This window comes from Zoogloea sp., assembly GCF_028689785.1.
In the GTDB taxonomy this organism is placed as follows: Bacteria; Pseudomonadota; Gammaproteobacteria; order Burkholderiales; family Rhodocyclaceae; genus Zoogloea.
In genome coordinates, this window is record NZ_JAQVCN010000029.1 from 1 (window position 1) to 13532 (window position 13532).

The following is a 13532-nucleotide window of genomic DNA, read 5'->3' on the forward strand; positions in this document are numbered from 1 at the left end:
TGGCCTGGAACCTGCCGGTCGTTGCTACGGGTGGCGCGCCGGCTGCTCCGGTGCCGCAGTTGGCCGCTGTGGCCGAACGGAGCGCCGGGATCCTGTCCACCCCCCAGGGCTTCCTGCGCGCAGCCCTGGCCAGCAAGGCCCGCTCGCGGCCCCTGAAGGGAGGCGGCAGCGAGGTGGTCTTCACCGTCGGCGGCAAATACCGCTTCGTCGGGCACATCAATGAGCGCAACGAGGTAGCGCTGGTGCGCACCTGGGTGGACAACCCGGTGCTCGGCGACACCCTGGTGGAGACGCGCTTCTCCGATTACCGCGACTTTGGGGGCGTTCCCTTCCCCGGTCACATCGAGCGCAGCCAGGGGGGCTACCCGGTGCTGGACCTGAAGGTGAATGAGGTGCGCATCAATGGTGCGGCGAGCATCGCCGTGCCGCCCGAGGTGGCCAGCGCCACCCCGACGGCGCCCGTGGTCAAGGCCGACAAGCTTGCCGACGGCGTCTACTACCTTACCGGCGGCACCCACCACAGCGTGCTGATCGAGCAGGCCGACCACCTGGTGGTGGTGGAGGCGCCCCTCAACGAAGAGCGCTCCCTGGCGGTGATTGCCAAGGCCAAGGAGACCGTGCCGGGCAAGCCCATCAAGTACCTGATCAATACCCACGCCCACTTCGATCATTCCGGCGGTCTGCGTACCTTCGCCCGGGAGGGGGCGGTGATCGTCACGCCCAAGGCCAATGTGCCCTACTACCGCAAGGTGTGGTCGGCGCCGCGCAGCCTCAACCCGGACAGCCTGGCGCGCTCGCGCAAGGGCGCCGTGTTTGCCGAGGTGGATGGCAAGCGCGTGCTCAGTGATGGCAGGCGCAGCATCGAGGTGCACAGCATCGTTGGCAGCGGCCACAGCGACGCCTTCGCCCTGGTCTATCTGCCGGGCGAGAAGATCCTCGTCGAGGGCGATGCCTATACCCCCGCCGCCGCCAACGCTCCGGCCCCGGCCCGCCCCAACCCCTACGCGGTGAATCTCCACGACAACATCCGCAGGCTGGGGCTGGACGTGGAGCAGATCGCCGCGCTGCACGGCCCCCGCGTGGTCACCCTGGCCGATCTGCGCAGTGCCATTGGCGAACAAAGCGCCGCCCGTTGAGGCGCCTGCTGAATCTCGCGCCGGCCGTGCTTTTCGATCGTGCATAGATATTCATGCACTGGCGAATAAGCATAAAAGTTTTTCTTGGTTCGCCTGGCCGGCGCCCCTCTCTAGACTCGGTTCCACTTACTTTTAGCCCATAGGAAGTCGTCTCATGAAATCTCGCTTTGCCCGCCGCTCCGTCCTGTCCCTGGCGCTGGTGCTCGGCCTGTCCAGCCTGGCCCATGCCGACGTGACCCTGCTCAACGTCTCCTACGACCCGACCCGTGAGCTGTATCAGGATTACAACGCCGCCTTCGCCAAGTACTGGAAGGCCAAGAACAACGAGGTCGTCACCGTCAAGCAGTCCCACGGCGGCTCCGGCAAGCAGGCCCGTTCGGTGATCGACGGCCTTGAGGCCGACGTGGTGACCCTGGCCCTGGCGGCCGACGTGGATGCCCTCCACGAGAACGGCAAGTTCATCCCGGCCGACTGGCAGAAGCGCCTGCCCCATAACGCCTCGCCCTACACCTCCACCATTGTGTTCCTGGTGCGCAAGGGCAACCCGAAGAAGATCAAGGACTGGAACGATCTGGCCAAGCCGGGTATCGAGGTCATCACCCCGAACCCCAAGACTTCCGGTGGCGCACGCTGGAACTATCTGGCGGCGTGGGGCTATTCCCTCAAGCAGCCGGGCGGTAACGACGCCACTGCCAAGGACTTCGTCAAGAAGATCTACGGCAACGTGAAGGTGCTCGATTCCGGCGCCCGCGGCTCCACCACCACCTTTGCCGAGCGCGGCATCGGCGACGTGCTGATCGCCTGGGAGAACGAAGCCTACCTGGCCGTCAAGGAGCTGGGCCCGGAGAAGTTCGAAATCGTCACCCCGTCCCTGTCCATCCTGGCCGAGCCCCCGGTGTCGGTGGTGGATAAGGTGGTGGACAAGCGCGGCACCCGCAAGGTCGCCGAGGAATATCTGAAGTACCTGTACTCCCCGGAAGGTCAGGACATCGCCGGCAAGAACTACTACCGCCCGACTGATTCGAAGGTTGCCGCCAAGTACGCCAAGACCTTTGCCCCGGTCAAGCTGTTCACCATCGACGACGTGTTCGGCGGTTGGGCCAAGGCCCAGAAGGTGCACTTTGGTGACGGCGGCGTGTTCGACCAGATCAGCGTCAGATAAGCCCTGGAGCCCCCGCCCTGCCGCGGGGGTGTTCTTCCCCGTGCGTCAGGCCACCGGTCTGGCGCATTTTCCATTTTGATCTGGAGCATTCAGGTGCTCGAAACCACCTTGATCGTACCGGGGCTCAACGATAGTGGCCCCGGGCACTGGCAGAGCTGGCTTGAAGGGCAACTGCCCGATGTCCGCCGTGTCCGCCACATCGACTGGGACGCTCCGGTGCTGGCGCGCTGGGCCACGGAGGTCCGCCGCGAGATCGACGAAGCGGTGGGGGTGGTGTGGCTGGTGGCCCACAGCTACGGCTGTCTGGCCTCGGTGGTGGCCGCTGCCGACCGCCCCGAGCGGGTTGCCGGCCTGCTGCTTGTGGCCCCGCCCGACCCCGACCGTTTCAGCGCCTTCGGCCTGCGCGAGGCCCGCCACGGTGCCGACCGGGAGGGGCTGGCGTCGTGGATTCCGTCGGCCCCCATTGGCGTGCCCAGCATGGTGGTGGCCAGTCGCGACGACCCCTGGGCACCCTTCGAGGTGAGTGCCCGCTGGGCCGACGCCTGGGGCAGCCTGCTGGTGGACCTGGGCCAGGCCGGGCACATCAACCTGGACTCGGGGCACGGCCCCTGGCCTCAGGGCCTGGCCCTGCTGGCGGCGCTGAAGGATTCCTACACCGGCCTGCCCCTGGGCAGCATCGACGACGCCCGGCTGACCCACAAGGGCAAGCGCGGCGCCCTGGCACGCCTGCGCCACCGCACCCGCTTCAACTGGGAAGTGTTCACCGAACTGTCGCCCTGAGAGAGACGTAAACCCAGGCCCGACACCGGTCAGGGTGAAGCGGAGGAGGCTTGCGGGGTGGAAGCGCCAGACTTCGCCCGAACGTCGTTGACTCATTCCGTTCGTTCGACCTCGAACCGGTGAGCGCTTACGGGACGGTTTTCCGTTCTCTTGCGTCACATTGGCCGGGGACTCGCCCCCGGCGGGCGACCTTCTTCTTTGTTGTACGACAAAGAAGAAGGCAAGAAAACGTACCCCGCTGTCGCGCCCCCTTCGGGGGTTCCCTCTTTCCGGGCCCGTCAGGCGGGGTCTGCGCAAACTCGCCCTGCGGGCTCAGACATGCGCAGCCCTATTCCGGAATGCTGGATTGCTTATCTGGAACGGGCTGCAGATCTTTGGAATTTATGTTGGTTCGCGCGCCCGGGGGGCGCCGGTATCGTCTTTCCCTGACAGTCCCATCCCACCGTTTTCCGTCGGGCCCCCGGGCTTCGACAGCTTGAAGGAGATTTCCATGTCCAAGTGGTTCGAGGACAACGCGTTTTCGATCGGTCATACCCCCCTGGTTCGGCTCAACCGCATTACCGACGGGGCCGAGGCCACCGTGCTGGCCAAGATCGAGGGGCGCAACCCGGCCTATTCGGTCAAGTGCCGCATCGGCTCCGCCCTGATCTGGGACGCCGAGCGCCGCGGCCTGCTGGGCCCGGGCAAGGAGCTGGTGGAGCCCACCAGCGGCAACACCGGCATCGCCCTGGCCTTCGTGGCCGCGGCCCGGGGCATTCCCCTGACCCTGACCATGCCCGAAACCATGAGCATCGAGCGGCGCAAGCTGCTGCTGGCCTACGGGGCCAAGCTGGTGCTCACCGAGGGCGCCAAGGGCATGAGCGGCGCGGTGGCGAAGGCCGAGGAGATCGCCGCTTCCGACCCGGGCAAGTACGTGCTGCTGCAGCAGTTCAAGAACCCCGCCAACCCCTTGATCCACGAAACCACCACCGGCCCGGAGATCTGGGATGACACCGACGGCAAGGTGGATATCTTCGTCTCCGGCGTTGGCACCGGCGGCACCATCACCGGTGTGTCCCGTTATTTCAAGCAGGGCCGCAACAAGGCCATCCAGTCGGTGGCGGTGGAGCCTTCGGCCAGCCCGGTGCTGACCCAGACCCGGGCCGGTGAGCCCATCAAGCCCGGCCCTCACAAGATCCAGGGCATCGGTGCCGGTTTCGTGCCCGGTGTGCTCGACCTGTCCCTGGTGGATGCCATCGAGCAGGTCAGCAACGAGGAGGCCGTCGAGGTGGCCCGCCGCCTGGCCCGGGAGGAGGGCATCCTGTCCGGCATCTCCAGCGGTGCGGCGGCGGCGGTGGCGGTGCGCCTTGCCAAGCGCCCCGAGAATGCCGGCAAGACCATCGTGGTGGTGCTGCCCGATTCGGGCGAGCGCTACCTGAGCTCGGTGCTGTTCGAAGGGGTCTTCGATGCGGCAGGTCTGCCAGCATGAGTGCCCCCGGCGTGCTCCAGGAGGAGAGGCTGTCGGCCCCGCTCGCGGACATCGCCGGGAGAGGGGCCCCCGATGTCGCCGATCCGGGGGCCGAGCATTGGGATCTCCACGAGGTGGTGGCGGGCCTGCACGCGGTCCGTGATCGCTGGCGTCAGGCCCAGGGCCGCACCAAGGAGGCGGGCGGGCGTGAATTTCCGTCCCGGGAGGCTCTCGCCCGAGTGGTCGAGCAGCTCTGCGGCGCGCTCTTTCCGATGCGCCTGGGGCCCACCGACCTGCGCCAGGAGTGCGAGGATTTCTATGTCGGCCACACCCTCGATGCTGCCCTGAACCTGCTTGTCGAACAGGTGCGCCTGGAACTGGCCTACCAGGCACGCCATGCCGGCGAGGACGAAGCCCTGGCCCGGGGCCGGGCTGCCGGTCTGGTGCGGGCCTTTGCCGGGACTCTCCCGGAGATCCGGGCCGTGCTCGACACCGACGTGGAAGCGGCCTTCCGGGGCGACCCGGCGGCCCGCAGCGTGGACGAGATCGTGCTGTGCTATCCCGGCATCCATGCCGTGATCCACTACCGCATCGCCCACCGCCTGTACGAGCTCGGCGTGCCGCTGCTGGCCCGCATCGTGGCAGAGCTGGCCCATTCGGCCACCGGTATCGACATCCACCCGGGTGCCCAGATAGGCCACAGCTTCTTCATCGATCACGGTACCGGTGTGGTGATCGGCGAAACGGCGGTGATCGGCAACCGGGTGCGCCTCTACCAGGCCGTGACCCTGGGGGCCAAGCGCTTCGAGGTAGGGGAGGACGGCGGGCTCGCCAAGGGGCTGCCGCGGCACCCCCGGCTGGAAGACGACGTGGTTGTGTACGCCGGTGCCACCATTCTCGGGCGAATCGTCATCGGCCAGGGGGCGAGCATCGGCGGCAACGTGTGGCTGACCCACAGCGTGCCGCCGGGCAGCCACATTACCCAGGCTTCCCTGCAGCACGCCGAGTCGGGCAAACCGGGTCGGGCTCCATGACCCAGCTGCACAAACGCTTCGGTGAAGTCATCCGGCGGCGGCGTCTGGCGGCGGGCCTGTCCCAGGAGGAGTTTGCCGACCGGGCCGGCCTGAGCCGCTCCTACAGTGGCGAGGTGGAGCGGGGTTATTCCATCCCGTCCCTGGCCACCGCCCTGAAGATCGCCGCCGCCTTCGGCGTGCCCCTGTCGGAACTGGTGGAGGAAGCCGAGGAGCCCCCCGCACGGGCGGGCGCCCATCCGGCAGGCCCCGGGGGCTCCCCCGACTTTGGCGGGCACACCTGAGCCCGCAGGAAGAGAATCCATGAAATTCCAGATTGCATCGTCCCGGGCCGGCTCCCTTGTCCTGCTCGGAGCTCTCGCTTGGCCAGGCCTGGCGTCGGCCACCAACGGCTACTTCTCCCATGGTTACGGCGTGCGTGCCCAGGGGGTGGCGGGGGTCTCCATTGCCTTGCCCCAGGATGGCCTGGCCGCCGCGGCCAACCCGGCCGGCACGGCCCTGGTCGGCGACCGGCTTGACCTGGGCGTGTCCCTGTTCCGCCCCGACCGGGGCGCGTCGATCCACGGCAATGCCTACGGCGCCGACGGGGACTATTCGGCCAACCAGACCCGCAATTTCGTCATCCCCGAGGCGGGCTATGTCCGCCGCGTGGCGCCGGATCTGGCCTGGGGGGTGGCGGTATATGGCAACGGCGGCATGAACACCGACTATGGGCGCAACCCCTTTGCGGCCTACGGCGGAAGCGGCTCGGCGGGCGTCGATCTGTCCCAGCTCTTCGTCACCCCCTCGGTGGCCTTCCGGCCCGTGGAGAACCACGCCTTCGGCGCCGCCCTGAGCTTTGCCTATCAGCGCTTTGCCGCCGAGGGGCTGCAGGCCTTTGACAACCCGATGGTGTCGTCCAGCCCGGGGGCCGTCACCAACCGTGGGCACGATAGCGCCACCGGCTGGGGCCTCAAGCTCGGCTGGACCGGGCAGGTGCTGCCCAGCCTGAGGCTGGGGGCAAGCTGGTCGTCGCGCATCGAGATGGGGGAGCTGGGGCGTTACCGGGGCCTGTTTGAAGGCGGCGGCGGCTTTGACATTCCCGCCAACTACGGCGTCGGTGTGGCCTGGCAGGCGCTTCCGGCGCTGACCCTGGCGGCTGACTGGCAGCGCATCGAATACAGCAGCGTGAAGGCCGTGGGCAACCCCTTGTCGGTGCTGCTGCAGGGCGGTCAGCTGGGTGCCGACAAGGGCGCCGGTTTCGGCTGGCGGGATGTGTCGGTTATCAAGCTGGGGGCGATCTATGCGGTGGATGAGCGGATCACCCTGCGCGCCGGCCTGAGCCGGACCCAGCAGCCCGTCCCGGCCAGCCAGACCTTCTTCAATGTGCTGGCCCCCGGCGTGGTGCGCAATCACTTCAGCCTCGGTGCCAGCTTCAAGACCGGCTCGGGGGAATGGAGTGCGGCCTACACCCGTGCGCCCCGCACCCGGGTGGCCGGGCAGGGCTCCATTCCGGCGAACTTCGGTGGTGGTGAGGCCGACGTCGACCTGCGGGAAGACGTGTTCACCCTCGGCTACAGCTGGGTGCTGTGAGCATGAATGCCCCCTTGCCGGCGCAAGCCTGCAGCCATACCGCCGCCGATCACCTGGCCCACTGGCTGGTCAGCGGGCTGGAGCTGGACGCCAGCGTCTTTCATGTGGGGCAGTATTGCGGGCCCTGGCGGGCGTCCACCGCCGGCCGGGGGCGGGCCAGCTTTCACCTGGTGCTGCGTGGCGAGTCCTGGCTGCAGCGCCAGGGCCAGCCGCCCCTGCGCCTGCAGGCCGGGGAGGGGGTGTTCATCCTGCGTGACATCCCCCACAGCCTCACCCCCGGGCCCCACGCTGGTGCCGAATGCCAGCCCTGCGCCATGCAGCCCATGCAGCCGGCCCTGCCCGGCGCCTGCGCCCTGGCCTGCGGCTTCTTTCAGTTCCGGGGGGCGTTTGGCGAGCTGCTGCTGGAGGCCTTCCCCGAGGTGGTGCCGATCCGCAGCGGGTCGCCGTCGGCAGGGGCCGTGGCGTCCCTGTTCGCGCTCATCCTGGCCGAAGCGGAACGTGACCAGACAGCGGCCTCGCCTTTGATCGAACGTCTCACCGAGCTGTTGTTCTTCTATGTGGCGCGGGACATGGCCCGGCGCGACGAGGTGGCCTCGGGCATGTTTGCCGTGGCCCGGCGGCCCGAGTTTGCACCGCTGCTGGACGATCTGCTGCGCGACCCGGGCCGGGCTTGGTCCATCGACGACATGGCGCGGGTGGCGTGCATGTCCCGGGCCAGTTTCTGCCGGCATTTCGTCGAGGCCTGCGGCCAGCCGCCGGCGCGTTTTCTGCTCCAGGTGCGCATGAAAATCGCTGCCCGTCGCCTGCAAGGGGGCGACAGCGTGCTGCGTGCCGCCGAGCACGTGGGCTATCACTCCCAGGCTGCCTTCACCCGGGCTTTCAAGAAAGTCATCGGCGAACAGCCCGGGGCCTTCCAGCGTGCCCATCGAGGCGGCTGGGACGAACGAACAAAAACCTGCGATGCCCGTGCGTAGAGCGTGACGGGTGAGATGGGGAGAATGGGGTCCATCACGCAACGCATTCCGGAGCCGCTCCATGACCCGCCTCACCGTCCATACCCCCGATACCGCCCCCGAGGGCAGCCGTGCCTTCATCGACACGGTGATCAACAACAACGGCTTTCTGCCCAACCTCATCGGCGTGCTGGCCAATGCGCCGGTGGCCCTGGAGACCTACCTCACCGTGTCGGGCATCAATGCCCGTGCCAGCCTGAGCCTGGCCGAACGCGAGGTGGTGCAGATCACCGCCGCCAGCGTGCATGGCTGCGATTTCTGCGTCGCCGGCCACACCGCGATCGCCCTCAAGAAGGCCAGGCTCGACAAGGCCCTGGTGCGCGCCCTGCAGGCGCGGGCCGGCACCGGCCAGCCGCGGGTGGATGCACTGGTGGCCTTCACCCGGGCGGTGATCCTGACCCGAGGCAATGTGGCCCCGGGCGAGCTGGCCGATTTTGTGGCCGCCGGCTTCACCGAGCAGCAGGTGCTGGAGGTGCTGCTGGGGGTGAGCCTGGCCACCCTGTGCAACTTCGCCAACAATCTGGCCGGCACCGGGATCAACCCCGAACTGCAGGCCTACCGGCCGGGAGCCCTGGAACAATGACGACTCCGATCCGCAGTCAGGATGACGCCCTGGCCTGGGTGAGCGCCCACGCCGGGTCCCTCAACGCGGGGGCGACCGATGCCGATGCGGTGATCCCCGTGCTGGGCGCCGCCGGCTTCTTTCGCATCGGCGTGCCCGAGGCCCAGGGGGGCAGCGGCGGCAGCACTGCCGACGCCATCGAGGCCATTGCCCGGGTGGCCGAGCGCTCGCTCACTGCCGCCTTCGTTTTCTGGGGCCAGCGCACCTTCATCGAATATCTGCTGCACAGCCCCAACGCCACCCTGCGCGCGCACCGTCTGCCGGCGCTGCTGGCGGGCGAGCTGGCCGGGGCCACCGGGCTGTCCAATGCGATGAAGTTCCTGTCGGGCATCGAGAGCCTGTCCATCAGCGCCACCCCGGCGGGGCCGGGTTGGCGGCTGGACGGCCATCTGCCCTGGGTTACCAACCTGCGCCGGCCCGGCTTTGGCGTGGCTGCCGCGGTGCAGCCGACGGGCGGTGAGCCGCCGGCCATCGTCGCCTTCTTCGACGACACCCCGGGCATTCACCGCAGTGCCGACCTTGAGCTGCTGGCCCTGTGCGGCAGCAACACCGCCGCCATCGACATCCGTGGCGTGGCCTCCGGGCCCGAACACCTGATCCATGCCGATGCACGCAGCTTCATCCCCACGGTGCGGCCGGGCTTTCTGGGCCTGCAGTGCGGCATGGCCATCGGTCTGGCCCGGGCCAGCCTGGCGGCCTCCCGGGCCTCGGGCAGCGCGGCGCGCTCCGGCTTGCTGCCGCGCGTCGAGCGGGTCGACGCCGAGCTGGCCGAGGCGGTGGCCGAACTCAAGGCTGGCGTGCTCGACGGGCGTTTTGCACCCCAGGCCGCGCCCCTGTTCCACATCCGCATCCGCCTGGCCGCGCTGGTGCGCGAAGCGGTGGACCTGGAGCTGGACGCCACCGGTGGCCGGGCCTACCTGGTGGCCACTACCGGTGACTTTGCCCGGCGCTGGCTGGAGGCGGCCTTTGTGCCGGTGGTCACTCCCAGCCTGACCCAGCTCCATGGCGAGCTGGCCCGCCAGGCGGCGCTGGCCGCATGAACGCCCCGGCCGTCGCCCCTTCGGCGCTGGCGCCAGCTCCGGCCAGCGAGGCCGTGCTGGCCGCCCGCGACCTGTCCTTCGCCCATCCGGGCATCGGCACGGTGTTCGAGGGGGTGTCCCTGCGCATCCGCCGGCGCGAGATCGTCGCCCTGCTGGGTAGCAGCGGCTGCGGCAAGTCCACCCTGCTGCGGGTGCTGGCCGGGCTGGCGCAGCCGGCCAGGGGCGAGGTGCGCTTTCTCGATGCGCCGCTGGCCGAGCCTCACCCCCGCAGTGCGCTGGTGTTCCAGCAGCCCAGCCTGCTGCCCTGGCTGACGCTGGCCGACAACGTGGGTTTCGGCCTCGACTTTGCCCATCAGCCCCGCAGCGATGGCGCTGCACGCCGGGCCCGGGTGGCCGCCGCCATCGAGGCGGTGGGGCTGGCCGGGCGGGAGGCGGCTTACCCCGCGCAGCTTTCGGGCGGCATGGCCCAGCGCGCCGCCCTGGCCCGGGCTCTGGCGCGGGAGCCCGAGCTGCTGTTTGCCGACGAACCCTTCTCGGCCCTCGATGCCATCACCCGCGCCGAAATGCAGGCCCTGCTGGTGGACGTGGTGCACCGCTGGCATTCGGCGGTGCTGCTGGTCACCCACGACATCGACGAGGCCCTGCTGGTGGCCGACCGCATCCTGCTGATGGGCGGCAGCCCCGGCCGGGTGCTGCGGGAATGGACCGTGGACATGCCCCATCCCCGTGACGAACACCCCGAGGCCCTGACCGCCCTGCGGCTGGCCATTCTCGGCGCCCTGCGCCATTCCAGTTGAACGCATCCCCCGGGAGACTCCCCATGCACGACGTCAAAGCGTCCCGCCCCATCCATATTTGTCAGTCGTCCGATTGCGACTGCGGCATGAGCCGCCGCGACTTCCTGCGCCTGTCGGCCCTCACCGCAGCCAGCGTGGCCGCCCCCTTGCTGTCGGCCGGGGACGCCCGTGCTCAGGGCAGCGGCAGCGACGTGCCGGTGAAAATCGGCTACCTGCCCATCACCGACGCCACGCCTCTGCTGGTGGCCCATGGTCGCAAGCTCTTCGAGGCCGAGGGCCTTACGGTGGAGAAGCCGCGCCTGTTCCGCACCTGGGCGCAGATCGTCGAGGCCTTCGTGGCCGGGCAGGTGAATGTGATCCACCTGCTCTCGCCGGCCACCCTGTGGGTGCGCTACGGCACCCGCTTCCCGGCCAAGGTGGTGGCCTGGAACCACGTCAATGGCTCGGCCCTCACCGTGGCGCCGACCATCAACAGCGTGGCCGATCTGGGCGGCAAGACCGTGGCCATCCCGTTCTGGTATTCGATCCACAACGTGATCCTGCAGCAGCTGCTGCAGGCCAACGGGCTCACCCCGGTGACCCGCGCCCGGGATGCCGGCGTGGCCCGCAACGAGGTGAACCTGGTGGTGCTGCCGCCGGCCGAGATGGTGTCGGCCCTGGCCGGCAAGTCCATCGCCGGTTTCATCGTGGCCGAGCCCTTCAACGCCGCCGCCGAGACCGCCGGCATCGGCAAGGTGCTGCGCCTGTCGGGCGACGTGTGGAAGAACCACGCCTGCTGCGTCACCTTCCTGGCCGAGCGGGACATCGCCGAGCGCCCCGAGTGGGCCCAGCGCGTCACCAACGCCATCGTCCGGGCCCAGCTGTGGACCCGCAGCAACCAGCTGGAGGCGGCCAAGCTGCTGTCCAGCAGCGACGACAGGCGCTACACCCCCCACAGCCCCCAGGTGCTGGCCAAGGTGCTGGCCACCACCGACTACGCCAGCTACGAGGCCAGCGGCGCCGCCCGCAACAAGGGCTGGTACCAGCGCCGTATCGACTTTCAGCCCTATCCCTTCGCCTCCTATACCGAGGAGCTGGTGAAGGTGCTGCAGAAGACGAAGCTGGAGGGGGACAACGCCTTCCTGCAGAAGCTCGACCCGCGCTTCGCCGCCCGCGATCTGGTGGATGAGCGCTTCGTGCGCAGGGCCATCAACGCGGTGGGCGGCCCGTCGGCCTTCGGGTTGCCGGCCGATCTGCTGCGCAAGGAAGTGCTGGCGGTGTGATGGTGCTGAATCTTGTATTGCCTCTGGCCGGCCTGCTGGCAGCGGCGCTACTGTGGGCGGCGGGTGCGGGCTGGCTGGCCGGTGTGACGCCGGTCGCCAGCGCCTTTGCACCCGTGCCCACTGGCGAGGCACTGCTGCAACTGGTGCAGGGCCGTGATCTCTGGGAGCACATATGGCTGAGCCTGCAGCGGGTGGCGGTGGGGCTGGTGATCGCCCTGGTGCTGGGCGTGCCTCTGGGGGTGCTCACCGGGCTGTCGGCGTGGTTCTCCAAGGCCACCACGCCCCTGTTCCAGTTTGCTCGCATGATCTCGCCCCTGTCGTGGATGCCCATCGCGGTGATGGTGCTGGGGGTGGGGGACGCGCCGGTGTACTTTTTGCTGGCCTTTGCCGCGGTGTGGCCGATCCTGCTCAACACGGCGGCGGGGGTGGCCCAGCTCGACCCCAACTGGTTGCTGCTGGCGCGCAGCCTGTCGGCAACCCGCCGGGAGACCATCCTGCGGGTGATCCTGCCGGGCATCACCGCCCACATCCTCACCGGGGTGCGTCTGGCCATCGGCATCATCTGGATCGTGCTGGTGCCGGCGGAGATGCTTGGGGTGTCGGCGGGCCTGGGCTACTTCATCCTCGATGCCCGCGACCGGCTGGCCTATTCGGACCTGATGGCGGCGATCCTGGTGATTGGCGTGCTGGGCTATCTGCTCGATCACGCCGCCCGCAGCCTGCATCGGCGCTGGCTGCACACCTGAGGCTCAGCGCGACGGAACGCTTGAGCGCTGGGCGGGGGCCGCCGTTGGGCGGCCGAAGGCATAGCCCTGCTGCAGGGACTGCCCCACCTGATAGTCGGTAGAGGCGTTTTCGATGTGGGTGACGATCAGGGTGGCGTCCTCGCGCAGCGCGCTGAGCCACTTCAGGCGCTCGTGCGCTTCGGGGCCACGGCCCAGCTTGCGGCTGTCGATCTTCACGAAGTGGGGATGGATGGCGCTGGCGATGTCCTGCCACTGGGCGGCGGAGGCCACGTTCACAGCCACCCGGAAGCCGTTGTTGCGGTAGTTGCGCAGCACGAAGGCCAGCAGATCGGGCTGAGCACTGGCCTCTACCGGCGTCTCGATCACGATGTGCTCCGGGCGCACCCCCAGCGCGTCCACTACACGCCGGAAAGCCCGGCCGTGGTCATCCCCCACGGCGGCCAGCAGACGCCCATGGACGTTGAGAAAGAGCGGCAGCGTGTTGCCGACCACCAGCGCGTTGAGCAGATGCAGGGTGCGGGCCAGGCGGTCGAGAGCGATCAGGCGGGTGTCGTCGGTGGCGGTGGAGAACAGGGTCCATGGTGAAAGGCCCTGGTCGTCATCACTTGCGCTGCGCAGGAAGGCTTCGTGCCCGACAACGCGGCCCTCGGCATTGACGATGGGCTGGAAAGCGCTCGACAGCTCCAGGCCGACCCAGTCCCCCACCACCCGTCCGTCGTCCCGACGGTGCAGTTGCTTGTCCGGAGCCTTCTGACGGGGCAGGCGTTCCAGGAAGGCGAGGGCCAGGGGATGGAGGGAAAGATCGGCGTCGGCCATGGGGGCGCTCCTCGAAGGGGGTGAATACTCGCGAGCCGCCAATCTAGTGCCCCGGGCGGGGCGGGGGAACCAAGAAATTGTGGAAACCTTATGCGCCGGGGCGGGGGC

General features: G+C 68.8%; 14 protein-coding genes. 13 read left to right on the forward strand and 1 reads right to left on the reverse strand.

All coding sequences use genetic code 11. From position 1 onward, the window contains the following. The 13 genes from PHI64_RS13450 to PHI64_RS13510 all read left to right on the forward strand — a co-directional run. Positions 1 to 1136, forward strand: a 1136-nt coding sequence (locus PHI64_RS13450; protein ID WP_299883614.1) for an MBL fold metallo-hydrolase, incomplete at its 5' end; no start/stop codon positions are given. A gap of 154 nt (positions 1137 to 1290) precedes the next feature. After that, positions 1291 to 2298 (forward strand): sulfate ABC transporter substrate-binding protein, encoded by a 1008-nt coding sequence (locus PHI64_RS13455; RefSeq protein ID WP_299883616.1) that lies wholly within the window; start codon positions 1291 to 1293, stop codon positions 2296 to 2298. Positions 2299 to 2391: 93 nt separating this feature from the next. After that, entirely contained in the window at positions 2392 to 3078 is a 687-nt protein-coding gene (locus PHI64_RS13460) for an alpha/beta hydrolase (RefSeq protein ID WP_299883618.1), read from the forward strand. A gap of 490 nt (positions 3079 to 3568) precedes the next feature. Further along, positions 3569 to 4546, forward strand: coding sequence for a cysteine synthase A (gene cysK, locus PHI64_RS13465; RefSeq protein ID WP_299883620.1), 978 nt, complete (start codon positions 3569 to 3571; stop codon positions 4544 to 4546). Further along, a complete protein-coding gene (gene epsC, locus PHI64_RS13470) occupies positions 4543 to 5559 on the forward strand; it encodes a serine O-acetyltransferase EpsC (RefSeq protein ID WP_299883622.1) in 1017 nt (338 codons plus the stop codon). The genes cysK and epsC overlap by 4 nt, the downstream gene beginning before the upstream one ends. Next, positions 5556 to 5840, forward strand: a complete 285-nt coding sequence (locus tag PHI64_RS13475; RefSeq protein WP_299883624.1) for a helix-turn-helix transcriptional regulator — start codon at positions 5556 to 5558, stop codon at positions 5838 to 5840. The genes epsC and PHI64_RS13475 overlap by 4 nt, the downstream gene beginning before the upstream one ends. 19 nt (positions 5841 to 5859) lie before the next feature. Further along, positions 5860 to 7128: an outer membrane protein transport protein gene (locus PHI64_RS13480; RefSeq protein ID WP_299883626.1), complete on the forward strand. Its 1269-nt coding sequence runs from the start codon at positions 5860 to 5862 to the stop codon at positions 7126 to 7128. Between the two features lie 2 nt (positions 7129 to 7130). Further along, positions 7131 to 8102 (forward strand): AraC family transcriptional regulator, encoded by a 972-nt coding sequence (locus PHI64_RS13485; RefSeq protein ID WP_299883628.1) that lies wholly within the window; start codon positions 7131 to 7133, stop codon positions 8100 to 8102. 61 nt (positions 8103 to 8163) lie between these two features. After that, positions 8164 to 8724: a carboxymuconolactone decarboxylase family protein gene (locus PHI64_RS13490; RefSeq protein ID WP_299883630.1), complete on the forward strand. Its 561-nt coding sequence runs from the start codon at positions 8164 to 8166 to the stop codon at positions 8722 to 8724. Continuing rightward, positions 8721 to 9803: an acyl-CoA dehydrogenase family protein gene (locus PHI64_RS13495; RefSeq protein WP_299883632.1), complete on the forward strand. Its 1083-nt coding sequence runs from the start codon at positions 8721 to 8723 to the stop codon at positions 9801 to 9803. Before PHI64_RS13490 ends, PHI64_RS13495 begins: the two co-directional genes overlap by 4 nt. Continuing rightward, the gene (locus tag PHI64_RS13500; protein WP_299883634.1) at positions 9800 to 10600 is read left to right on the forward strand and encodes an ABC transporter ATP-binding protein; all 801 of its coding nucleotides are present in this window, start codon (positions 9800 to 9802) and stop codon (positions 10598 to 10600) included. Before PHI64_RS13495 ends, PHI64_RS13500 begins: the two co-directional genes overlap by 4 nt. A 23-nt stretch (positions 10601 to 10623) precedes the next feature. After that, a complete protein-coding gene (locus PHI64_RS13505) occupies positions 10624 to 11862 on the forward strand; it encodes an ABC transporter substrate-binding protein (RefSeq protein ID WP_299883636.1) in 1239 nt (412 codons plus the stop codon). After that, positions 11862 to 12608: an ABC transporter permease gene (locus PHI64_RS13510; protein WP_299883638.1), complete on the forward strand. Its 747-nt coding sequence runs from the start codon at positions 11862 to 11864 to the stop codon at positions 12606 to 12608. The genes PHI64_RS13505 and PHI64_RS13510 overlap by 1 nt, the downstream gene beginning before the upstream one ends. Before the next feature lie 3 nt (positions 12609 to 12611). On the opposite strand, the gene PHI64_RS13515 is transcribed toward PHI64_RS13510, so the two are convergent. Beyond that, complete coding sequence (locus PHI64_RS13515; protein ID WP_299883640.1) at positions 12612 to 13424, reverse strand: EAL domain-containing protein; 813 nt, start codon at positions 13422 to 13424, stop codon at positions 12612 to 12614. Positions 13425 to 13532 lie beyond the last annotated feature (108 nt).

Bases quoted from the DNA above. Each gene is read 5' to 3' on its own strand.
- PHI64_RS13455 (WP_299883616.1), top strand. From the start codon at position 1,291: ATGAAATCTCGCTTTGCCCGCCGCTCCGTCCTGTCCCTGGCGCTGGTG.
- cysK (WP_299883620.1), top strand. From the start codon at position 3,569: ATGTCCAAGTGGTTCGAGGACAACGCGTTTTCGATCGGTCATACCCCC.
- epsC (WP_299883622.1), top strand. From the start codon at position 4,543: ATGAGTGCCCCCGGCGTGCTCCAGGAGGAGAGGCTGTCGGCCCCGCTC.
- PHI64_RS13475 (WP_299883624.1), top strand. From the start codon at position 5,556: ATGACCCAGCTGCACAAACGCTTCGGTGAAGTCATCCGGCGGCGGCGT.
- PHI64_RS13480 (WP_299883626.1), top strand. From the start codon at position 5,860: ATGAAATTCCAGATTGCATCGTCCCGGGCCGGCTCCCTTGTCCTGCTC.
- PHI64_RS13485 (WP_299883628.1), top strand. From the start codon at position 7,131: ATGAATGCCCCCTTGCCGGCGCAAGCCTGCAGCCATACCGCCGCCGAT.
- PHI64_RS13490 (WP_299883630.1), top strand. From the start codon at position 8,164: ATGACCCGCCTCACCGTCCATACCCCCGATACCGCCCCCGAGGGCAGC.
- PHI64_RS13495 (WP_299883632.1), top strand. From the start codon at position 8,721: ATGACGACTCCGATCCGCAGTCAGGATGACGCCCTGGCCTGGGTGAGC.
- PHI64_RS13500 (WP_299883634.1), top strand. From the start codon at position 9,800: ATGAACGCCCCGGCCGTCGCCCCTTCGGCGCTGGCGCCAGCTCCGGCC.
- PHI64_RS13505 (WP_299883636.1), top strand. From the start codon at position 10,624: ATGCACGACGTCAAAGCGTCCCGCCCCATCCATATTTGTCAGTCGTCC.
- PHI64_RS13510 (WP_299883638.1), top strand. From the start codon at position 11,862: ATGGTGCTGAATCTTGTATTGCCTCTGGCCGGCCTGCTGGCAGCGGCG.
- PHI64_RS13515 (WP_299883640.1), bottom strand. From the start codon at position 13,424: ATGGCCGACGCCGATCTTTCCCTCCATCCCCTGGCCCTCGCCTTCCTG.